Below are 25,497 nucleotides of genomic sequence, written 5' to 3' on the forward strand. Positions count from 1 at the left end.
GTCGACTGACGAACGCCGGCACCATCGAAGCGGGCGTCAACGCCGACGGCAGCCGTAATGCCAGCGGCGATCTGAGCCTGACCGCTCAGCATCTGGACAACACCGGCAAGAGCTTGCTCGCCAGCCGCAATCTGACGGTCAACGCCGCCACCCTGAACAACCAGAACGGTTTGCTCAGTGCAAAAAACATCGCCCTCACCGGCGGGGCTCTGGACAACCGCAGCGGTCAGATTCTTGGCGATCTCGGGTTGAATATTGATCTGAGCGCAGCGCTGGACAACCGTGATGGCGTGCTCGGTTCCGGGCGGGCGGTAGACCTCAAAGCCGCCAGTGTCGATAACCGCGATGCGGGCTCGGTGGTCAGCGATGGTGGTCTGACGCTGCGCGTCAGTGGCTTGCTAGACAATCGCAACAAGGGCGAGATCACCGCCAAAGGCGCGACGACCCTGACCGGCCAAAGGCTGGACAACAGCGGTGGCAATTTCAGCAGTCTCAATGGCTTGGTGATTACGCTTGATGATGCGCTGACCAATGCTGGCGGCGTCATCAGCAGTGAAGGTACGCTGACCCTCAACGCCGGGCGTATCGATAACAGCGCCGGCAACCTGAGCAGTGCCGGCAAGCTCACGATCACCAGCTCGGGAGCATTGCTGAATCGGGCAGGTTCGATCAGCACCGATAGCCTATTGGCCGTCAATAGTGCAAGCCTGGACAACAGTCAAAAAGGCCTGATCATCAGTAAACAAAACAGCCGGATTGATACTGGCCTGTTCAACAACAGCAATGGTCAACTCCTCGGACAACAAGGCTTGACGCTACGCATGGCGCAAGCATTGAACAACGTCAAAGGTGTGATTTCCGGCGCCTCTGTGGACAGCCACAGCGCCAGTCTCGATAACCACGAAGGCCTGATCAGCAGTCGCGGCGTGTTGCTGTTGACCACCGACAAGACGTTGGACAATCAGTCGGGCACGGTGATTGCCGACGGTCAGCTCTCGCTTACGGCTGGTGTTCTGGACAACCGTGGCGGCAACGTCGCCGGCAAATCGGACGTCAGCGTGCTGGCAGAGAACGCCGACAACCAGAACGGTAAGTTGATCGCCACCGGTGTGCTCAAACTCAACGCCGGTCAACTTGATAATCGTCAAAACGGTCTGTTGGGTTCAACCAAAGCCATGACCCTGACCGTGGGTGAAATGGATAACCGTGGCGGCGAAATCAGCACCAACAGCGATCTGCTGCTCACCGGTAAAAAACTCGACAACAGCGATGGCGGCAAGCTGTTCTCCGGCAAGGCGCTGAAGCTGACCATCGATGAAGTGCTCAACCGCAACAAAGGCCTGATCGATGCGGGCACGCTCTTGACTGTGCAAGCGCGCACTCTGGCCAACAACGGCGGTGAATTGCGCAGTCAGCAAACCATGCACCTGACCGCCGACGACGCCTTCGATAACACTCAGGGCAAGGTCAGCAGTGAATCGACGTTGACGGTCGACACCGCACAGATGAACAACGTCCAGGGCAGTCTTTCCAGTGCCGCCGATTTGAAGCTTGTCAGCCGTGGTGGCATCGAGAACCAGGGCGGCAAGGTTGTTACTGATGGTGCACTCGTCATTGAAAGCGGCAGCCTCGACAACCGTCAGCAGGGCACGCTCAGCGGTAAAGGTGCAGTCACCGTTACCACCGGCGCATTCGATAACAGCAACGGCCTGCTCAGCAGTGCCGACACCCTGAACCTCATCGGCGCTCAGGTCACCAATGCCGGTAACGGCATTATCGGTAGTCAAGGCGCTCTGACAGCTTCGGTCACAGGGCTCGACCAACAGGGCGGCAAGCTGTTCAGCAACACGCGTCTTAGCCTGGATTTGAATCACGGTCAGTTGAACAACGGCGGTTTGATCAACGCCCCCGGCGCGCTGCTGCTCAAACAACTCAACGGCGTCAACAACCAGGGCGGGACGATTTCCAGCGCGGAAGCCTTCACGCTGACCGCGCAAAGTCTGGATAACGGCAACGGCAATCTTTTGAGCAATCAGGGCCTGACTCTGCGCATTGCCGCAGCACTGGATAACGTCAAGGGCATGATCGGCGCCGCTTCCATTGATGTCCGCGCGGGAAGCGTGAACAACGGCGGTGGTGGCCTGATCAGTCGTGGCGATCTGGACATCACCGTCGACGGCCAACTGCGTAACGACGCCAGAGGGTTGATCAGCGCTGCACAAACGCTGCACATCGACAGTGCCGAGCTCAATAACCGTGACAGTGGTTTGATCAACAGCAAAGGCAACCTGACGCTGAAGGCGACTGGTCTTGACTCCAGCAACGATGGTGAAGTCTCCGCCAACGGTGACGTTGACCTGACACTGACCTCGTTGACCCAGAACGGTGGGCGACTGCTGAGTGACAAATCGCTCACCGTGGATCTGGCCAACGGCGACCTCGACAACCAGAACGGTCTGCTCACCGCCAAAGGCCCGCTGACCCTCAAGCATCTGCGCGATCTGAAGAACCAGAACGGCGAAGTCTCCAGCAACCTCGGTTTTGACTTGATCGGCCGAGCCATAAATAACAGCGCCGGCAAAATCATCAGCGGTGAAAAACTGTTGGTGCGCGGCACGGATTTGATCAACCAGAAAGGTCTGCTGTCCGGCTGGCAAGCGCTGGCGGTGAACGGCAACAGCCTCGACAACCGCGACGGCGGTACGCTGTCGAGCAAATACGCCGATGTCAGCGTTGATCTCAGCGGCAAGCTGCTCAACGGCGGCGCGGGCGCGGTGGTCGCGCAGGGCAATCTGAGCATCAACGCCGGCAGTCTCGATAACAGCGACAAGGGCAACCTCAGCAGTGGAGCAGGGCAGACCCTGACGCTGGCCGGTGCGCTTGATAACAATCAGGGCGGCCTGATTGCCAGCGGTGCGGCGCTGGATATCGTCAGCACCGCGTTCAGCAATATCGGCGGCGCTATCAATGCGCAGCAGATCATCAATGCCACGGCTTCAAGCCTCGACAACAGCGGCGGACAGATCGCCAGCAACGATGCGATCACCCTCAACCTGAGCGGTGAGCTGAACAACAACGCCGGTAAACTCGCGGCTGCCGGCCCGCTGCTGATCAAGGGCGTGACCGATCTGCACAACCAGAACGGTCAGCTCGCCAGCCAGAAAAATCTGGACCTGCGCACCGGTTCGCTGGACAACAGCAACAAGGGCACCGTCGCCGCCAATGACCAGTTGCTGATCACCGCCACGGGCGCCGTCAGCAACCAGGCCGATGGCCTGATCTACAGCAAGAATGCCGATGCGCAACTGAAAGCGGCCCGCCTGCTCAACGGCAAAGGCTCGATCCAGAGCGACAGCGGTCTGACCCTGGAGATCAGCGGCGACTTCGACAATCAGAGCGGCAAAGTCATTGCCCAGAACGGCGATGTGCTGATCACAGCGGCCAACATCGATAACCGTGGCGGCACGCTCTCGAGCATCAAAGGTGCCTTGGAGGCGCGCACGGTTGGCGTCCTGCGCAATGGTTTCGACCTGAACAACAACCGTCAGGGTGGCATCATTCAGGCGCAGAGCCTGACGCTGTCGGCATTGGCTGGCCTGAACAACAACGGCGGGCGGATCTCGGCGCAAGCGGCAGACAGCAGCATCACCACGGCAGCGCTGACTAATGACAGTGGCGTGCTTTATGCGAAAAAGCTGTTGGGCGTTACCGGCGCAAGCCTCGATAACAGCGGAGGCCAGATTGCCGCCGAGCGCATCGATTTCAGCCTCAGTGGTGCGCTAAGCAATGGCGCGGGCGTCATTGAAAGCGACACACAACTGAGCGTCAAAGCGGGAACGCTCGATAACCAGAACGGGCGCCTGCGCTCGCTGGGCGTCACCGGCAAAACCGCATTTCAGATTGCAGGTTTGCTCGACAACCGCAATGGCGTACTGGAAACCGCTAACACTGACCTGACCCTGGCGGTCGGCAGCTTCCTCAATACCGGCGGGCAGCTCAACCACGTTGGTCGCGGCAAGTTCGATATCTCCACGGCCAATGTGCTGGGCGCGGGTGGCAGCATCGTCACCGGCGGCCTGCTGGAACTCAATGCCGATAGCTGGAACAACACCAGCGCGATTCAGGCCGGTCGCCTGAACGTGAACGTGCGCGAATTCAGCCAGAGCGCCAGCGGCAAACTGCTGGCTTCGGAGTCTTTGCAGGCCCGGGGCGGCAACTGGACCAACAACGGACTGATCGCCAGTGACGGCATTATCGACATGCAGTTGTCGGGCAGTTATGGCGGCAGCGGCCGCTTGACCAGCCTGCTTGGCAGCGAACTGACCGTTGCACAGATGAACATAGGTGGCGGTGGCAGTCTTGCCGCAGGCGCGACCTCGACTCTCCGTGTCGGCGGGCAACTGATCAACTCGGGGCGCATCACCTCCAGCGAAGACCTGACCGTCAACGCTGGCATCGTTGCCAACTACGGGAGTCTGGGTGCGGCGCAGAACCTGTCCATCAACACGTCTTCATTGCTCAACGATCGCGGGCTGATTTTCAGCGGCAATGACATGACGCTCAGCGTCGGCAATCTCACTAACCAGAACGGTGATTTCTACGGGCTGGGAAACGTGACCATAAAGGGTTACGGCACCGCGCAAGCTAGCCAGGTGTTGAACCTGTCAGGTTCGATGGAGAGCGGCAAAACCTTCAAGATCGACGCTGCCAACTTCGCCAACCGCACGTCAGGTGACGACGGTACCCAAAACTTTGCCCTGAATCGCAAGCTGGTTTCCGGGTTTATCGCCGTTCAGTGTGGCGATTGTTCGGGCGGCACTTACGACGTCAATCTCATTGCTCGTGAAGTCTTCGAGGGTGGTCAGGACAACGACACCACGGCCTCTTCCTTGCTGACTGCCGGTGGCGATTTCGTCTTCAACGGCGGTGAGTTCCTCAACAGCAAAAGTACGCTCAGCGCTTCCGGCAACATCACCATCAATGCCAATAACCTGAGGAACGTTGGCGCGGTCAGCGGCAGCATCGAGCGCACCCGTACCTACCGTACTGGCGCAATTGATTCTGGCTCTTTCAATGTCTTCATGCCTGAGGTGATTGGCTACAACCAGCGCAATAACCCGGACTTTCCGAACGTCTATTACATCGACGGCAGCGGGAATTTTGCCCGAGGTGTCGTTTCATCGGCGAAAGGGCGAGAGCCTGGCCATGATGGCGGCACGACCTATGTCGTCGAAATCAAGGATACGGTAACCAACAAGTCCGTCTCCTCCTTGACCCTGTCCGGATATTCATGGGGAAACACCAGTCCTCAATCCCAATACGACCCCAACAACCTCGTGGAAATGCCCACCAGATTGCAGGGGTTCACGCTGACCGATGATAAAGAGCGTCCCTTGGACGGCGCGAACACTGTTGCCGGTCGCAATGCGGTTATCCAGGCAGGCGGCAAAGTCGCGATCACGGCCACTCGGACCATTGAAAACGCCGTTATCCATGAGGACTACGGCTCAACTGGCGGAACCAACAAAGTTGCCGACACCAAAGTCGGCAGCAGTGGCACCACGGTTATCCGTATCAATAGCCAGCTGCCACCAGACCTCGCGCAGCAGCAAGTCAATCCGCTGAGTTTGCCGGGCTTCTCCCTGCCCAACGGTGAAAACGGCCTGTTTCGTTTGAGCGGGCAGGGCAGCAGCACCGCGTCGTCCGGCAACGGCCCAGCGCCGACCTGGACTGTCGGCAGTGGCGCGATCAGTGCTCAGGACCATGTGGCCGTCGCGACCACTGGCGGCCCGCGCAATCTGTTTATTGACGCGCCGGCTCAGGTCTCCGACAGCACCCGCGCAGTCGATACATTCCGTCGCACGCCGAGCGTTGGCAGCGACGCCAAAGACTCGATCGACAACCGCCCGGTGACCCGCGTCACCGGCCTGCCGGACACCAAGGCACCGTCCAACGCGCACAAATACCTGATCGAAACCAACCCGGTACTCACCGACCTCAAGTCGTTCATGAGCTCCGACTACCTACTGGAAAAACTCGGCTATGACCCCGACCAGAGCGCCAAGCGCCTAGGCGATGGTCTCTACGAGCAGCGCCTGATTCAGCAAGCCGTCACTGCGCGCACCGGTCAGGCCTTCCTCGACGGCCAGACCTCTAACGAGGGCATGTTCAAGTACCTGATGAACAACGCCATCGCCAGCAAAGACGCGCTCAATCTATCGGTCGGCGTCGGCCTCACGTCGCAGCAAGTCGCGGCACTGACCCACGACATCGTCTGGCTCGAAGAGCACGAAGTGAATGGCGAAAAGGTGCTGGTGCCGGTGGTGTATCTGGCGCAGGCCAATGGCCGCCTGGGTCCAACCGGGGCGTTGATTGCCGGTAGTGATGTGACGTTGATTGCGGGTGAAAACCTCGATAACGTCGGTACGTTGAAGGCCACGAATAATCTGTTGGCGACGGCGGGTAAGGATCTGGTCAGCAGCGGGTTGATTGAGGCAGGTAATCGTCTGGATCTATTGGCGACCAATGACATCGTCAACAAGTCTGGAGGGATTATTACAGGTCGCGATGTCAGCCTGACCACCCTCAAAGGGGACGTGCTTAACACCCGGACGATAACGACTTCTGCCAATGCCACCCGATTTGGCATTCAGATGCATGACTATGCCGATAACGCTGCAAGAATCGAAGCCTCGAATAACCTTACTGTTAAAGCTGCTCAGGACATCAACATTCTTGGTGGTGTCATGCAAAGTGGTCGCGACATGGTGCTGAATGCCGCTCGTGACTTGAATATATCCTCGGTGCAAGTATCCAATAGTGTTTACCAGGACGCGAAGCACAACAGCAGCGATGTGACCCAATTGGGCGCTGAAATTGATGCTGGAGGCGATTTCAAAGCTGATGCCAAACGCGATATCAATGTCATTGCCAGTCAAATCGATGCCAAACGTGATGTGACGATGAAGGCAGTCGGCGATATCGTCATCACGTCGGCTGCGGATGAAGAACACTCACTGTCCAAAAACAAAAAAGTCACCCGTCAGGAAGATCATGTCAGCCAGGTCATGTCCGGGGTTTCGGCAGGTGGCGACGTCAAGCTGGACGCAGGCAATGACCTCAGCGTGATCTCCAGTCGGGTTACCGCAGGTGACGAAGCCTATTTGGCGGCAGGCGACAAACTCGAAATACTTGCATTGCAAGACTCTGACTATTCGCTCTATGACAAGAAGAAAAAGGGTAGTTTCGGCAAGCTTCAAACCAAACGTGACGAAGTGACCAAGAATACTCATATTGGCAGCGAAATCTCGGCTGGAGGTGACCTGACCCTGAAAAGTAAGGGCGACCAGCTGTATCAAGTGGCGGAACTTGAAAGTGGCAAGAACATCATTCTGGACAGCGGTGGCTCCATTACATTTGAAGGTGTGAAAGACCTGCATCAGGAAAGCCACGAGAAAACCAACAATAACGCGGCATGGGTGTCATCGAAAGGTAAGGGTAATACCGATGAAACGCTGCGTCAGACCCATATGACGGCAGGCGGGATAATCACGATCAAAGCAGTTGAAGGACTGAAGATCGATATCAAGGACGTCAACCAGCAATCCGTTAGTCAAACCATCGACACAATGGTCAAGGCTGATCCGCAACTGGCCTGGTTGAAAGATGCTGAAGCACGGGGTGACGTCGACTGGCGGCTGGTCAAAGAAATTCACGAGTCGTTCAAATACGACAATTCAGGTCTCGGTCCGGCTTCGCAAATGATCATCGCGATCGTCATGGCCGCAGTGGTTGGACCGGCGGTTCTCGGTGCCTTGAGCGGAACAGTTGGAACGGCTTGGGCAGCTGGTATTGCTGCCGTTGCTTCCGGTGCGGCAACAAATGCGTCGGTCAGCTTTATCAATAATGGTGGCAATCTTGGAGCGGTATTTGCTGACGTTACTTCCTCCGACGCTCTGCAGGGATACGTTATTTCCGGTCTCACCGCAGGGTTGACCTCTGCCTATTTGAATGACCTGACAGGCATAAAAGTCGATCCAGTTACCAACAAAGTGATATCACCGCCATTGACCACTTGGACGGGTGTGGGGCAATTCGCTGGAAGTCAAGTATTGCAGGGCGGTACGTCTGCACTGATAACCAAGGCTCTGGGTGGCAATGCAAATGTCAGCGATGTACTGAAAACTGCGTTGTTCAATACATTGGCGGCAGTCAGTTTCAATCTTGTAGGTGATCTCACCAAAGATGTCATCGATGACGGATCTGCGACAAAGGTTGTCATTCACGCAATGGTAGGAGGGCTCCTTGCCGAGGCGACCGGAGGTGATTTTGCGACGGGTGCGCTTGCCGCCGGTGCAAACGAAGCATTGATTGGTTACCTGGATAATCTGGTTAAAGGCGATCCGAATCTCCTGACGATGAGTTCTCAAATCATTGGAGTTCTGGCCGGCTCGGTTCAAGAGAATGTCACTGCAAACACATTGGCGAATGCCGCCTGGGTCACAAAGTTTGCTACGCAGTTCAACCGTCAATTACACAAGGAAGACAAGGACCTTGCTGCCCAATTGGCCGCGCGTAGTGGTGGCAAATACACGGTTGAGCAGATTGAAGCACAACTGAGATTGTCCTCTGTCAATGGCACTAATATCACGGCCGCAACAGACATAGTCGTGCCAAGCGGCGGGATCTACGATACCGGTGGCAATTGGATTGATTTGGGCAATGGCATGTATTTGCAGAACTTTGCACCTGCTGATAGAGACATTATTGCCTTTATCAAAGAAAGTACTGGTGCGTACTCATGGGCACTATCGGCCGAGACAGGATTCGGCTCTTTGAATGACAAGCATGATTGGTCGAAGACACCGAGCGGACCGGGTAAACGAGACGCTTTGACTGGCTATCCTCTGGACGAAGACGGTGGCTACAGAGTGCCGATAGCTATCGACGGAAAGCTCTATACTCCGAAATTTCAGTCGTGTGCTACTGCAGAATGCATTGCGTCCGGAGCGAACATTGATTTAAGCGATATCAATACGCTCAAATGGATCCGGGCAGCGAATGTGAAGATGGCCAGCGATGTCTCGGACCTTACCTCGCTCCTGGCGATTTTTACCCCTGCAGGTATCTCGGTGACCATGTCAAATACATCAATGGCAGCTTCACTACTTGCGGGCTATCTCAATGACGAAACAGTCACCGCTGTGACAAGTACTGTGTTAAGTATCGGATTTGAACGTTACGCGAGATCGAAAGGCGTGGATGAAATCACGGCAGGCAGAATATCAAACGCTTTGGGGCTGGCAAAAGTTTGGGATAAATTGGCAAAGGGGGAGTTTTAATGCCCGGGCGTATGAGTTTTTTGGTGGGGCTTTTATTCAAATATCCCAACTGTGTAGGTCTGATTTTGTTGGGTGCCAGTTTTGCTAACGCGGTGCTGAGATTTGATGGAAGCTTCAAGCGTTTTTTTACAATGGTCGTTGTTCAGATTTTGTTTGGTCAGGGCGTATGGAACTACTTGTGCGGCCGTCGAATTGCCATAGGTCCCAGTAGTTTGGGGAAGAGTTCAAATCCGGAGTGGCGTGCGCTGTTGGCGTCATTTGCATTCGGCCTTTATATGATCGTGTTTTTTTTGGGGTTTTAAGCAATGTGCTTTTGAAGAGGTAAATGGGCTGTCCCCGTTTATCTCCCGGAAATTGCAGGGAACAAATGAGGACAGACCACGTTTAGAAAGCACTCCGAAAACATGGTCTGTCCCCGTTTTACCCCAGACTGCAGGGGGCGGCGGCTCTCTGACAGGTAGCGTGATAAAGGGGGAGGATTCGATCCCTCCAGTAGTAGGATCAGTTGCCGGCACAACTCTCGGTTTTCTAAGGGGGACCCGTGATCTCGAATATGTTGAAACCCATTGTGCGGGAATCCACATCATCGGTTTTGGGCAACATGGGCGGTTCTTATGGATCTGAAGCGCTTTCAGACTGGATTCAAACTGTGGTGGGTAAAAAGTGAGTCCAAAAAAAATAGGAGTGGGAACCTTTCTTCTGGCTTCCAGCCTCTGTTATCTGCTGTTTGTTGCAGTGGGTTTAATCTCCGTGTTGTGCGGTGCGATTTTCGTTTTTCTGAAAGACGGAGTCTGGTTGTACAGTTATGAGAGCGTATGGCGTGTACTGAAAGGTGCTGGAGCCTACGCGATGGCGGCAGTGGTTTACCTGGTGATCAAAACGATCCACGGGATATGGAAAGCCAGGCAACAGAACAAGCATGGTGGTTAACCAGCTTTCTTCTCTGTGGATAAATGGGGACAGACCACGTTTAGAAAGTACTCCGAAAACGTGGTCTGTCCCCGTTCTACCCGTTCAACTCTTCAAAGGGTCCGTTGATTGAAGGAGGGCACCATGGCTGGGCTATTAGACATCGTATTTGAGAACGTCAAACAGAATGTGGTTTGCCCTTGTTGGAAACAGTTATTACCAATGCAGCCTCAGTAATCGGCGCTGAGTGTTCAGAGGTTTTTTCAGTCTGGAACGATGGGAAGCTTGAGCTTGATGCTGTCGACGCCGCACTTGATTTCAATGGCGCAGTGAGTGTACTTATCAATGTTCGAAGTCTGAAGTTTATAGATGTGAGCGTAAACTCGGCACTCATTCGAATTCTTAAGTATCAAGGTGGTTTTGATCTTGATATTAGTTTTGATGAGGATGATGACGGGTTGGCGGATGTCGATGGTGTTGGTGCTTTTTTTGCGTTCTCGAAGGAAGTGGCCAAGAAATTCGAGTTTGGTAATTGCTACTTTGGAATGGAGCCAGCCTCGGAGGAGAATACACGATTTTTCACCAATGACGTGTTGGGGCCGCTGAAGTAAAGCGAGCTGACGAGTTTTTCTTATTATCAAACGCTTCCTGGCTCGAATGGGGGCAGAGCATGTTCAGAAGCACTCCGAAAACGTGGTCTATCCCCCGTTTCACCCATTTTGCCTTTAATCTTAACGAAAGTGAAAAAGGACGTTTTAAGTGTTAAAAATTTCAATCAAGATATGTTTCGCTATTGCTTCCGTTTTTTTTATAGCCCTCGCAAACGCAAGCAACTTTAAAATATCCGAAGAAAGTGAAGCACTGTACTTCAAGGCGCTACCTTACCTGGTGAAAATTGATGAACTGACTAGCAATTTGTACGCTGCTCGTGATCAGTTACCTATTAACGAGAAATTCCCTGAACAAAAGAAACAACAATATAAGGATGAAGTGCAAGCGCTTTTAAAAGAAGGAATGCCTTTGCTCAAGCGCTCAGCTGAGGATGGCAACCCAGCTGCGCAGTATCGTCTAGTATTTATGTCGTCGATCGTTCAACTTTCCGAAGAAGAAACCTGCAACCTGCTGAGGTCCAGTTTGAGCAATGGATTTACTCCGGCGGGATTACTAATGTTTTTCGAATGCTCCGATGAGGTTAAAACGCCTGGGTTCCGCTCACTCATCGAGGCCCTTCCTAAAAATGAAACCATTTATAAAAAATACTACCCTCAACCGACAATGCTACCGACATGTAATATCTTCAGCGATAGACGATCTTTATTTACGATCGTACCGCTAGACGAAAGAAGCTTTCGCGCCAACCTTTATATGCGCTTATCGGTTCAAATGTCGACGCCAAACCTTAATGAAGAACAGCTCAGGTATCTCAACAAAGCCGCCGAGAATGGATGCGCCGAAGCAATAATGTGGCTAAACGCTAAAACCGGTAATTCGTTGGGTGGGTAATAGATGAACAGGTGTCGGCGCAGATGTTCGTTTGGTGCCCACGGCTATAAACCAAGCCTACCCCGCCGCCCGTTGGGTCGCTGAGCATGTCAAGGAGGCAGGGGGACAAATGGAGACAGACCACGTTAAAAAAATGTGGCCTGTCCCCATTTCTCCAGAATTTATTGAGCCGAACGCAACGTTCGGCTGGCAGCCAATTGGGCTCAGGCATCGTGAAGCACGAGTCTCATCCATTAATTGACGCCAGAATTATGCCTCTCTACAATAGTGCCACTATATTGATATCACCGCTTCGTCACGCCTAGCCCGCCTGCCGTCGACGTGACATTCGCTTATTCCTGAACGATCGCATCCGCTGACATCGTCTGCCTTGCCGGTCGGTTTTTGCGTGGATTTCCTCCCCGACCGTTGCCCGCCCCGAGATTCTGATATGGACGTCCTTCAACTGGCTCTTCTGGCCAGTCAGCCTTCTGCTGCCGAAAAAAACCACGAACGTTTCCTGGGCATGCCCAAGCGCGGACTCGCGTTCCTGCTGGCGAACGTCATGTTCTGGCAACCGATGTGGGCGCAGGCCGACGGCATCGTGGTGGCCAACCCCAATACCTCGCTGGACCGCGCCGGCAACGGCGTGCCGATCATCAACATCGCCACGCCCAATGCCAGCGGTCTGTCGCATAACCAGTTCCACGATTACAACGTCGGCGCGCAGGGGCTGATCCTCAACAACGGCTCGACGCAGAATAATCTCACCCAATTGGGCGGCCACATCATCGATAACCCGAACCTGAAAAACAGCGGTTCGGCACAGGCGATTCTCAACGAAGTCATCAGCGGTAATCCGAGCCAGTTGCGCGGCTACACCGAAGTGGCGGGGCAGTCGGCGCGGGTCATTGTTGCCAACCCTTATGGCATTACCTGCAACGGTTGCGGTTTTATCAACTCGCCACGGGTAACCCTGACCACTGGCAAACCGGTGCTCGACAACGGTCGGCTGGATCGCTTTCAGGTTGATCAGGGTTCGGTGGCCATCGAGGGCGCGGGCCTCAACGCGACCAACGTCGACCGTTTCGAAATCATCACCCGCAGCGCGAAGATCAACGCCGAGATTCAGGCGCAGAACCTGACGATTGTGGCCGGTCGCAACGACGTCAACGCACAAACCCTGAATGCCACCGCCCGCGCCGATGACGGCAGCAGCAAACCGCAACTGGCGATCGACTCTTCGGCCCTCGGCGGTATGTACGCCGGCGCGATCAAACTGGTCGGCACCGAGGCCGGGGTCGGGGTGAAGCTCGACGGCAAACTGATTGCCAGCGGCGGCGATATTCAGCTCGATGCCAACGGCCAGTTGAGCCTCGCAGAAACCTCGACCACTGGCGCCGTCAACGTCAAGGCTGCCAGCCTCGATACCCAAAGCGCAATCTATGCAGGCACCGCGCTCAATGTGCAGACTCAAGGCAACCTGACCAACCGTCAGACCCTCGCGGCGCGCGACAGCATCAGCCTCAGCGCTGGTGGTCGACTGACGAACGCCGGCACCATCGAAGCGGGCGTCAACGCCGACGGCAGCCGCAATGCCAGTGGCGATCTGAGTCTCACTGCGCAGAACCTCGACAATACCGGCAAAAGCCTCACCGCCAGCCGCAACCTGACCATCAACTCCGCGCAAACCCTGAACAACCAGGGCGGCACGCTCAGCGGGCAGAACATCGCCGTCACTGGCGGCATGCTCGATAACCGCAGCGGGCAGATTCTCGGTGACCTGGGCCTGAATATCGATCTCGGCGGTGCGCTGGACAACCGCGACGGCGTGCTCGGTTCGGGGCGTTCGCTGAATCTGAAAGCTGCCAGCCTGGACAACCGTGAAGCCGGGGCGCTGGTCAGCGATGGCAGCCTGACTGCACGCATCAGTGGCACACTCGACAACCGCAACAAGGGTGACATCTCGGCCAAAGGCGCGATTGATGCGCAGGCCGGCACGCTGCTGAACAGCGCAGGTAAAGTCACTGGCAACAGCACGCTGGCTCTGCGCGGCGACACGGCAGACAACCGGGGCGGGGTGATTCAGGCCGACCAGCAGTTGACCGTGAATGTCGCGCAACTGGATAACCGCGAAAAAGGCGTGATCAGCGGCAAGGCTGGCCTGACTTACTTCGGCACCCGGCTGGATAACAGCGCTGGTCTGGTCAGTGCGGTCGGCCCCGTCAACCTTACGGCTGCGGAAATTCAAAACGCGGCCGGACGGATTTCCAGTCAGGGCGACCTGCTGGCCACCATCGGCCTGCTGCAACAACAGGGTGGTGCGCTGGTTGCCCAAGGCAATCTGAGCCTGACTGGCAAGACCCTCGACAACCGCAACGGCGGGCTGGTCGGCACAACAAAAGCGCTGACACTCTCGGTCGACGACGTCGACAATCGCAGCGGCGAGATCTCCAGCAGCCTGCTGATGAACGTCAAAGGCCTGCGTCTGGATAACAGTGATGGCGGCAAAATCCTCTCCGGCAGCAACATTGGGCTGAGCGTCACCAAACTGATCAACCAGAGCAAAGGCTTGATTGCAGCCTCCAAAGGCGCGGTAACAGTCACCGGCGCCACGCTGGACAACAGCGGCGGCAATCTCGGCAGCCTCAACGGTCTGGTGATTACCCTTGATGACGCGCTGACCAATTCGCTCGGCGCGATCAGCAGCGACGGCACGCTGACTGTCAATGCTGCGCGTATCGACAACAGCAACGGCAGCCTTGGCAGTGCCGACAACCTGAAACTCACCAGCACTGGCGCGTTGCTCAATCAGGCCGGTTCGATCAACACCGACAGCGCGCTGACCCTCAACAGCGGCAGTCTTGATAACAGCCGCAAAGGCGTGATCTACGGCCAAGGCAGCAGCCGGGTCGAGACCGGCGGATTCGACAACAGCCAGGGTGGCAAACTTTCCAGCGGAGCGGCGCTGACGCTCAAGGCAGGGCAGGTCAACAACGCCACTGGCCGCATCGCCAGCCAGCAAGCACTGGATGTCTCGCTCACCGGGCTGGATCAACAGGGCGGTGAGCTGTTCAGCAAGACTGATCTGACCCTCGATCTGAATCACGGCCAGTTGAACAACCAGAGCGGTTTGATCAATGCGCCCGGCACGCTGCTGTTGAAAAACCTCAACGGCGTGAGCAACCAGGGCGGGGAAATCTCCAGCCAGCAAGCCTTCACGCTCGCCGCGCATGACCTAGACAACAGCAACGGCAAACTGCTCAGTCAGCAGGGCCTGATGCTGCGCATTGCGGCGGCATTGAGCAACCTCAAAGGCGTCATCTCCGTCGCCTCGCTGGACAGCCACAGCGGCAGTCTCGACAACCACGAAGGCCTGATCAGCAGTCGCGGCGAGTTGTTGCTCACCACCGACAAGACCCTGGATAACCAGCTCGGTACCGTCATCGCTGACGGCCAACTCACCGTCAGCGCTGACGAACTGGACAACCGTGAAGGCAATATCGCCGGCAAGGCCGATGCCAGCGTGCAGGCAAAAACCGTTATCAACCAGAAAGGTCAGTTGATCGCCACCGGCGTTCTCAAACTGGAGGCCGATCAACTCGATAACCGGCAGAACGGTCTGCTGGGGTCGAGCCAAGACATGAGCCTGACCGTCGCTGAACTGAACAATCGCGGCGGCGAGATCAGCAGCAACGGCGATTTGCGGGTTACCGGTAAAAAACTCGATAACAGCGACGGCGGCAAAATCTTCGCCGGCAAGGCGCTGACCCTGACCGTCGATGAAGTGCTCAACCGCACCAAAGGTCTGATCGATGCCGGTTCGCAGTTCAATCTGCAGGGGCGCTCGCTGGTGAACAACGGCGGCGAATTGCTCAGTCAGCAAGGCATGCTGTTGAACCTCGCTGGCGCCCTTGATAACACCTCGGGCAAGGTCAGCAGCGAAGGCACGCTGACGGTCAACACTGCACAAGTGAGCAATGCCGGTGGCAGCCTGTCCAGCGCGGCGGATCTGACGCTGTACAGCAGCGGCAGTGTCGACAACCAAGGCGGGCAAGTGGTTACCGATGGCGCGCTCGTCCTCGACAGTGCCAGCCTCGACAACCGTCAAAAGGGCACGCTCAGCGGTAAAGGCGCGGTCACCGTGACCACCGGCGCCTTCGATAACAGCAACGGTCAATTGAGCAGCGCCGACACCCTCAACCTCATTGCCGGCCAGGTCACCAACAGTGGTAACGGCAGTATCGGCAGTCAGAACGCGCTGACGGCTTCTGTCAGCGGGCTTGATCAACAGGGCGGGAAACTGTTCAGCAACACGCAGCTGAGCCTGGACCTGAACCATGGCCAGTTGAACAACGTCGGTGGATTGATCAACGCGCCGGGCACGCTGCTGCTCAAGCAACTCAACGGCGTCAACAATCAGGGCGGCACCATTTCCAGCGCCGAAGCGCTGACCCTGACCGCGCAAAGCCTCGACAACAGCAACGGCAAGCTTCTGAGCAATCAGGGCCTGACCCTGCGCATCGCGGCCGCACTCGACAACGTCAAAGGCATGATCGGTGCAGCCACCATCGACGTGCATGCCGCAAGCTTGAACAACAGCGGCGGCAACCTGGTCAGCCGTGGCGACCTCGGCCTGACCGTGGACGGTCTGCTGCGCAATGACAATAAAGGCCTGATCAGTGCGGCGCAATCTCTCGAGATCACCAGCGCCGAGTTGAACAACCGCGATAGCGGTCTGATCAACAGCCAAGGCAAGCTGACGCTGACCGCCACCGGACTGGACTCCAGCGACGGCGGCGAAGTTTCCGCCAGCGGTGACATCGATCTGAAGCTGACCTCCCTGACCCAGAACGGCGGACGCCTGGTGGGTGACAAAGCCGTCATTCTCGATTTGGCCAATGGCGATCTCGACAACCAGCGCGGTGTGCTCACGGCTCAAGGACCATTGACACTCAAACGTCTGCGTGACGTGAACAACCAGAGCGGTGAGATTTCCAGCAACCTCGGTTTCGATCTGATTGCTCAAGCGGTGAACAACGGCGCCGGCAAAATCATCAGCGGTGAAAAACTGCTGTTGCGTGGCACCGAGCTGGTCAACCAGAAAGGCCTGATCTCCGGTTGGCAGGGACTCACCGTCAACGCCGACAGCCTGGACAACCGCAACGGCGGCACGCTCTCCAGCAAATTCGCCGATGTCTCGGTCGACCTCAAGGATGCGCTGCTTAACAGTGACGCCGGGGCCGTTGTCGCCCAAGGCAATCTGAACGTCAAGGCGGGTAGCCTCGACAACCGCAACAAGGGCAATCTGAGCAGTGGCGCAGGGCAAGTCCTGACGCTGGGCGGCGCACTTGATAACAGCCAAGGGCTGATTTTCAGTGGCGCGGCACTGGATGTCGTCAGCACAGGGTTCACCAATGCCGGCGGCTCAATCAATGCTGAACAGGCGTTCACGGCCACGGCCACACGTCTGGACAACAACGGCGGCCAGATCGCCAGCAACGCTACGCTTACCCTCAACCTGAGCGGCGAGCTGAACAACAACGCCGGCAAACTGGCGAGCAGCGGCGCGATGTTGATCAAGGGCGTGACCGATCTGCGCAATCAGAGCGGCCAGATCGCCAGCCAGAAAACACTGGAGGCGCGCACCGCTTCGCTGGACAACAGCAACAAGGGCACCGTCGCGGCGAACGACCAGTTGCAGATCACTGCAACGGGTGCCGTCGACAACAGCGCCGACGGTCTGATCTACAGCCAGAAGGCCGGCGTGCAACTGAACGCAGCCAGCCTGCGCAACGGTAAAGGTTCGATTCAGAGCGAAGGTGCGTTGACCCTCGAAGTCAGCGGTGACTTCGACAACCAGAGCGGCAAGGTCATCGCGCAAAGCGGCAATGTTTTTGTCACAGCGGCCAACATCGATAACCGTGGCGGCACGCTGTCCAGCATCAAGGGTGCACTGGAAGCACGCACAGTGGGTGTGCTGCGCAACGGTTTTGACCTCAATAACAATCGCCAGGGCGGCATCATTCAGGCGCAGGGTCTGACGCTTACTGCATTGGCTGGCCTGAACAACAATGGTGGGCGCATTTCCGCGCAGTCGGCCGACAGCAGCATTACCGCGGCGGCGCTGGATAACAGCAGTGGCGTGCTGTATTCGAAAGGGTTGCTGGGCGTCACCGGTTCAAATCTGGAAAACGCTGGCGGGCAGATCGCTGCCAACCGCGTCGACTTCGGTCTCAGCGGAGCGTTGCGTAACGGCACGGGTGTCATCGAAAGCGATACCCAACTGAGCGTAAAAGCTGCCAGCGTCGACAACCAGAATGGTCGTCTGCGTTCGCTGGGCAACACCGGCAAAACCCTGTTCCAGATCGGCGGTTTGCTCGATAACCGTAACGGTGTACTGGAAACCGCCAACACCGACATGACCCTGGCCGTCGGCGGCCTCCTCAATGCGGGCGGGCAACTCAACCACGTCGGGCGCGGCAAGTTCGACATCTCCACCGCCAATGTCATCGGCGCGGGCGGCAGCATCGTCACCGGCGGGCTGCTGGAACTCAATGCCGACAGCTGGAGCAACTCCAACGTCATTCAGGCCGGTCGCCTGAACGTTAACGTCGGGCAGTTCAGCCAGACCGCCAGCGGCAAATTGCTGGCTTCCGATTCCCTGCAGATCCGTGGCGGCAACTGGACCAACGATGGCTTGATCGCCAGTGATGGCATCCTCGATATGCAAATCGGCGGAACCTACGCCGGCAGCGGCCGCTTGACCAGTCAGCGCGGCGCTTACCTTTCCGTCGCGCAGATGAACGTTGCGGCGGGCGGCAGCTTCGCGGTGGGTGCCACGTCGACCGTCAATGTTGGCGGGCAACTCAGCAACGCCGGACGCATGACCTCCAGCGAAGACCTGACGATCAACGCGGGCAGTGTTGTCAACAATGGCACCCTGGGCGCGGCGCAGAACCTCATCATCAATACGCCTTCGTTGCTCAACGATCGCGGGCTGATTTTCAGCGGCAACAACATGACCCTCGGCGTCAGCACGCTGACCAACCAGCACGGTGATTTCTACGGTCTGGGCGATGTGGTGATCGGCGGGTATGGCGGCGCGGCAAGGGCAGCGGGGGTGTACAACATTTCCGGCTCGATGGAAAGCGGGCGCGGGTTTACGCTCAGTGCCGATGTGTTTGAAAACCGTACGGAAGATTCGTCGGCGCCCTACGAACGTAAACTGATATCGGGATTTATTGCGGGAAGCTGCGGTGATTGTGTCGGGGATAACTACAGCGTTTTTCTGGACACTCGTGAGACTTATCAAAGTGTCGACACCGATAACAGCGCCTCTTCGATACTTAACGTTGGCAAGGATTTCCTGTTTCAGGGCGGTACGTTCCTCAACAGCAAAAGTACCGTGGCAGCGGGTGGCAATATCACCATCAACGCCGACAGTCTGAAGAACATCGGTGCAATAAACGGCACTATCGAAGTTACTCGTCATTACGCCGCTGATATGACCGATGGTGGCACGGGACGGTTCTTTGCCAATGTTGTGGTGCCTTACAACCAGCGCAACAACCCTGATTTTCCGTATGTGTATTACCTGGATCCGCAAAGTGAAATCCGCAAAGCGACAGCAACGACCGTGGGTGGAGGCGTTTTACTGGTAGACAGCGAGACGGGAGCGAACGTCGGCAATCGTAAATACGGCCGGGCGTTGTCCGGATTGAGCGCTGGCTTTGAGACTTCAACGCCATCGCTCTTCGACCCCAATAATCTACTTGCATTACCGAGCGAACTGGCGCAGTTCCAGAAAGGCATTCCTGTTGAAAGGCCTGTCGACAGTAAGGGCGCCGCCGGTACAGCCACCAGCCGCAATGCGGTCATCCAGGCAGGCGGTAACGTTTCGATCACCGCCACACGGGAAGTTGAAAACAGCGTTATCCATGAGGGCTACAGCTCAACCGGTGGTACCAACAAAGTTGCCAATACCACGGTCGGAAACAGCGGCACCGTCGTTGTGCGCATCAACAGCCAGTTGCCGCCGGACCTTGCGCAACAGCAAGTCAATCCGCTGAGCCTGCCTGGTTTCTCTCTGCCGACGGGCGAGAACGGTTTGTTCCGTCTGAGCGGGCAGGGCAGCAGTGGCGTCACTGCCGGCAACATTGGCCCAGCACCGACGTGGACGGTTGGCAGTGAGTCGGTAAATGCCCAGGACCATATGATCGCCGCCAGCAGCGGCGGGCCGCGCAACCTGTTCATCGATGCACCTGCGCCAGTGTCCGACAGCACCCGTGCCGTCGATACATTCCACCGTACGCCAAGTATGGTTCAGGCAGTCGCCAGTACCGTCGATGCAAAAGTGCCGGAGAGTTCTGCCGGCTCGGGCAAGCCCAGCCGCGGTAACGACATCAAAGAGTCGATCGACACTCGTCCGGTCACGCGTGTCACTGGCCTGCCGGACACCACAGCGCCCTCGAACCCGCACAAATACCTGATCGAAACCAACCCGGTACTCACCGACCTCAAGTCGTTCATGAGCTCGGATTACCTGCTGGAAAAACTCGGCTACAACCCCGACCAGAGCGCCAAACGCCTGGGCGATGGCCTCTATGAACAACGCCTGATCCAGCAAGCCGTCACCGCGCGCACCGGCCAGGCTTTCCTCGATGGCCAGACCTCCAACGAGGGCATGTTCAAGTACCTGATGAACAACGCCATCGCCAGCAAGGACGCACTCAACCTGTCGGTCGGCGTCGGCCTGACGTCGCAGCAAGTCGCGGCGCTGACCCACGACATCGTCTGGCTCGAAGAGCACGAAGTGAATGGCGAAAAGGTGCTGGTGCCGGTGGTTTATCTGGCCCAGGCCAATGGCCGTCTCGGCCCGACCGGTGCGTTGATTGCCGGTAAGGATGTGACGCTGATCGCCGGGGAAAACCTCGACAACGTCGGCACGCTCAAGGCCACCAACAACTTGTCCGCGACAGCGGGCAAGGACCTGGTCAACAGCGGTTCGATCGAAGCGGGCAACCGTCTGGACTTGCTGGCCACCAACAACATCGTCAACAAGGCCGGCGGCATCATTGCCGGCAAGGACGTCAGCCTGACCACGCGCACGGGCGATGTGATCAACGAACGAACCATCACCTCGATGGACGACCAGTACGGCACCGTCACCCGGCATCAGGATTTTGCCGATAACGCAGCGCGGATCGAGGCGGCCAACGACCTGACCGTCAAAGCGGCCAACGATATCAACATTGTCGGTGGTGTGATGCGCAGCGGTCAGGACATGGCATTGAATGCCGGGCGCGACGTTAATGTTTCGTCCGTGCAGGTCAATAACAGTGTTTCGTTGGGTTCAAGGGCAAGTAGCAGCGATATCACTCAACTGGCCGCCGATATCGATGCCGGACGTGACTTCAAGGCCGAGGCCAAGCGCGACATCAATGTGATTGCCAGTGAGATCGATGCCAAGCGTGATGTGTCGATGAAGGCTGCCGAGAATCTGGTGATCAGCTCGGCGGCGGATGAAAAACACTCTAAATCCAAGAATAAGAAAGAGAAGCGTCAGGAGGATCATATCACTCAGGTTATGTCCGGTATTACCGCGGGTGGCGACGTCAAACTCGATGCGGGCAAAGACCTCAGTGTGATTTCCAGCCGCGTTACTGCGGGTGATGAAGCCTACCTGGTTGCGGGGGAGCGTCTCGAACTCCTGGCCGCGCAAGATACGGATTACTCGCTGTATGACATGAAGAAAAAGGGCAGCTTCGGCAAGCTGAAGATGCAGCACGACGAGGTGACCGACATTAAGCACGTCGGCTCCGAAATCAAGGCCGGTGGCAATCTGACGCTGTCGAGCAAGGGTGATCAGCTGTATCAGGTCGCCAAACTGGAGAGTGGCAACGACATCACGCTGGACAGTGGCGGGGCGATTACTTTTCAGGGGGGCAAGGACCTCCATGACGAAAACCATACCAAGACCAACAACAGCGCTGGCTGGGTGTCCTCTAAAGGTCGCGGCAATACCGACGAGACCTTGCGCCAAACCCAGATGATCGCCAAGGGCAATATCGTTATCAAGGCGGTCGATGGCCTGAAAATCGACATCAAAGATGTGAATCAGCAGTCCGTCAGCCAGACCATCGACGCTATGGTCAAGGCGGATCCGCAGCTGGCCTGGTTGAAAGATGCCGAGGCCCGGGGGGACGTGGATTGGCAGCGGGTGAAGGAGATTCACGAGTCTTTCAAATACGAGAACTCGGGACTGGGCCCGGCAGCACAAATCGCAATCGCCATCATGATGTCCTTCGTGATGGGACCGGCAGGGCTGGGCCTGGTCGGCGGTGGCTTCGGTGGGGCAGTCGCCACAAGTCTGGCAACAACGGGCGTTACCAGCACCATTAATAACAAGGGTGATCTCGGCGCCGCATTCAAGGAGACCTTCAGTGCCGGAAGCTTGAAAAATGCGGCTATCGCCGGGTTTACGGCGGGCATGCTCGACTATGCAGACACCAACTGGTTTGCGGCTGGCGGCAGCAAAACAGCAAATATCCTGACCAGCAGTAACATTACCGATGTCGCTATCCGCACGACGGGGCGCGCGATTATCTCCAGCGGTATTTCCACCACTATTGGTGGAGGTAGCTTTGGTGACAACTTTGGAGCGGCGTTGCTAGGAGAGGCGAGCAGTGTCGCTATGGCGACCGGGTTCAACTTTGTTGGCGATAAAACAATCAAATTCCCGGAAGGCGGCGTAGTAAAAGTTGTCGCACATGCGCTGATGGGGGGCTTGCTCTCCGAAGCAACGGGTGGGGATTTTGCTACCGGTGCGGCAGCTGCCGGGTTGAACGAAGCGGCGATGAATGTCCTTGTGAAGTTCGCTGGTGGCAACGATCAGATGCAGGTGATGCTGTCGCAGTTAACTGGTGTGTTGGCGGCCGCTGCTGTGGATGGCGACTCCCAGCTAGGGGCGACCATCGCGGGGAATGCTACGACGTATAACTATCTCTATCACCGTGAGGTGAAAGAGATGCTGGCCGAAATAGAAAGCAAAGACACCGATGCGGAAAAGCAAGCTGTTCGAGATAGATACGAAGCGCTTAACAAGCAGCGAGAACTGGATCGCGATGCGGTTTGTAGAGAGTCAATTGAAAACTGCCGTAAAATTGCGAATGAGTTGGCAGACGATGATCGTAAATTTTCGGACCTGATCAAAGAATTAAGGACTGAAGGAAGGGGAGGAGAAGCTGCCTGGGTTGGTGATATTCAGGCGGGCAATTTGAACTCTACCGGTTCGATGGCTTCTGTCGTGAAGTCGCTCAGCGGAGGTGAGCTCACACGATTCGTTGCGGATATGGTCAAGCTGGGGATTGGCCTTATACCGGGCAATGCCTCGGCTAAGCCCAAGGAGATTGGAACCATAACGACAAGAACTACAAAAAACGAAACGCGTCTTGGTGGGCAGGCTGGAGAACCAGCAATAAAAATCGTGTACAAAGACGGTACTGAATTTGATATGACGCGAACGCGGGTAAAGGAAACAGAGTTAAATCCCTATGTTTCGGGAAAGACAAGACCGATAAGGTTTGAGGATGCAGTGAATAATAAGGGAGACAAGCGGGCACCAACCAAGGAGGAACTCGACTGGTTCAACAGTATAAAGTGGGATTGAAACTATGATTGATTCAGTAACTGGCAAACGTGTTGTTGTGTGCATTGACAATATTTATGGGCCCTACATTCGGGTGTCGTCATTTCAGGACGGAGGGGCTATGGAAGATTTGCTGGATGAAAAATTCTTCGTCCTCTACTGGAAGGGAACCCCGGACGATTTGAAGGATTTGGGCGGGAATGAATACTATTTTGGTGGTGCAGCTGATCCCGCCAAACTACAAAAAATTCTCGACTCCATCGAATTTGAATAATTGGAAGTAAATGGGACCGCCCGAGAGATCCCCACAAATCTACTCCAGGCTCTGCGCACGAGGGATAAATGGGGACGGCGGGATAAATGGAGACAGACCACGTTTAGAAAGCACTCTGAAAACGTGGTCTGTCCCTGAGGGATCCCCGAATTTTCTTACAGAAAATCAAGAAGTTGGAATATTGAAGAGACCTGCATGAGTCGGCAACTTGGTTTGCACCACACAAATACAAGAAACCGAACCCATGCAGGCCATCCGATTTTTACACAGAGCGCTCGCTCAAGCACTGCCCTCTATCCATTCTCGCCGCCTGACATCACTGATGAGTTGTGTCAGTTCGTTACTGCATGGACGTCGCCTGACACTGACCGCTCTTGGGCGCTTCATAAAGGGGCGTGCTTACCCCAAGCATTCGATCAAGCGCGTGGATCGCTTGCTGGGCAATCAACACTTGAGGTCAGAGCGCCCATTGTTCTATTGGGTAATGCTCCGGGCATTGCTGGGTTCGTTGAACCATCCTTTGATCCTGGTCGACTGGTCTCGAATTGACGCTTCAGGCACAGCCTTTTTGCTGAGAGCATCGATCCCTCTGGCGGGGCGCTCATTTCCCGTTTATGAAAGCGTTCATGAGCGCGAGAGCTGCCCCAAGTATCAAAATCGTCTACTCAAAACACTGGCCGAATTGCTACCAGATGGCTGCGTTCCGATTCTGGTCACCGATGCGGGTTTTCGGCGACCATGGATGAAGGCTGTCGCCGCGCAAGGCTGGTATTACGTCGCGCGGATAAGGAATCGCGAACTTTATCGTCGCGATCAAACTGACTGGCAACCCGTGAAGAATTTGTATGCATTGGCCGCCGCCTCACCCAAGGCACTTGGGCGTGTCGAGATGACGCGAAGCGCCCCACACTTCATCGACCTGTACTGCGTACGACACTGCGCCAAGGGCCGCAAACACCAACGCGTCACGGGTTCAATTGCCAGAGTAAGCTCAGTCGACAGTCCGCCAGACGCGAGCGTGAACCATTGTTGCTGGCCAGCAACCTGGCTCAGAACGAATGGAATCCGGCAAAAATCGTGGCAGTTTACAAACGCCGTATGCAAATTGAGGAGGGCTTCAGGGATGTGAAAAGTGAGCACTTGGGATTGGGTCTGAATCTACATCGAAGCCATTGCCTGCATCGTATTGAGATACTGCTGTTGATTGCCGCTCTCGCCAATTACCTGCTCTTTTTAACGGGACTTCAGGCTCGAAAAAGTAACCTTGAGCGGCGCTATCAAAGCAACAGTCTCAGAGAACGACGAGTGCTCTCATTGTGGCGACTGGGCCTGGAGTATTGGTGTAGATGCATAGAGTTCGGAGGCAGCGGAGACTGGGAAACATTGGAGAAAGCTCTGCTTGATGAGGTGCATCATCAGGCGCAGAGCCTGGAGTAGATTTGTGGGGATCCCTCAGGGTCTGTCCCCGTGTTAGCTTAAAATCTTAGATAGAAAGGGAGGGGGATATGGATTATTTTCAGTTTGAAATAAAAATTATGCCTCTGCTCGAAGGCTACACTGTGACGAGCTCAAAATTCGCAGGCGGAGATTTTGGTGACTTGGAACGAATAGAGTTGGAAGGCTTTGGGAAACTGGCAACTGTAGAGTTTTGGTCTGAAGGCTGGATGGGTTTTGATATTTATGACCGCACTTGTGATGAGCAAATCATGAATATTTTAGTCTCTCCCGAGGAGAGAGAACTCATCTCGAATGTAATTGAAGAGTTTGTAAGAAAGTTGAATGGCAAAGCTCAATAAATCTCTTTAGATAAATTGGGGATAGACCACGTTTAGACAAGGGGG

At 56.0% G+C, this 25,497-nt stretch carries 7 protein-coding genes and 1 pseudogene; all 8 read left to right on the forward strand.

What is annotated here, in order from left to right; all coding sequences use genetic code 11:
• A partial coding sequence (locus ACWR1S_RS14265; RefSeq protein WP_454563944.1) for a DUF637 domain-containing protein occupies window positions 1–9,341 on the forward strand: 9,341 nt, incomplete at its 5' end.
• A complete protein-coding gene (locus ACWR1S_RS14270) occupies window positions 9,341–9,643 on the forward strand; it encodes a hypothetical protein (protein ID WP_242206204.1) in 303 nt (100 codons plus the stop codon). The genes ACWR1S_RS14265 and ACWR1S_RS14270, both read left to right, overlap by 1 nt.
• An 810-nt stretch (window positions 9,644–10,453) precedes the next feature.
• A complete protein-coding gene (locus ACWR1S_RS14275; RefSeq protein ID WP_242206202.1) occupies window positions 10,454–10,861 on the forward strand; it encodes a hypothetical protein in 408 nt (135 codons plus the stop codon).
• Between the two features lie 148 nt (window positions 10,862–11,009).
• Complete coding sequence (locus ACWR1S_RS14280) at window positions 11,010–11,753, forward strand: hypothetical protein (protein ID WP_454563945.1); 744 nt, start codon at window positions 11,010–11,012, stop codon at window positions 11,751–11,753.
• A 430-nt stretch (window positions 11,754–12,183) separates the two neighbouring features.
• On the forward strand, window positions 12,184–23,403 hold the full coding sequence (locus ACWR1S_RS14285; RefSeq protein ID WP_454563946.1) for a two-partner secretion domain-containing protein: 11,220 nt from the start codon (window positions 12,184–12,186) through the stop codon (window positions 23,401–23,403).
• 4 nt (window positions 23,404–23,407) lie between these two features.
• Window positions 23,408–23,656: a hypothetical protein gene (locus ACWR1S_RS14290; RefSeq protein WP_454563947.1), complete on the forward strand. Its 249-nt coding sequence runs from the start codon at window positions 23,408–23,410 to the stop codon at window positions 23,654–23,656.
• 244 nt (window positions 23,657–23,900) lie between these two features.
• Window positions 23,901–25,093, forward strand: a pseudogene (locus ACWR1S_RS14295) (IS4 family transposase).
• A gap of 68 nt (window positions 25,094–25,161) precedes the next feature.
• Window positions 25,162–25,452: a hypothetical protein gene (locus tag ACWR1S_RS14300; protein ID WP_454563948.1), complete on the forward strand. Its 291-nt coding sequence runs from the start codon at window positions 25,162–25,164 to the stop codon at window positions 25,450–25,452.
• Window positions 25,453–25,497: the final 45 nt, after the last annotated feature.

This window comes from Pseudomonas sp. AIG, assembly GCF_977020205.1.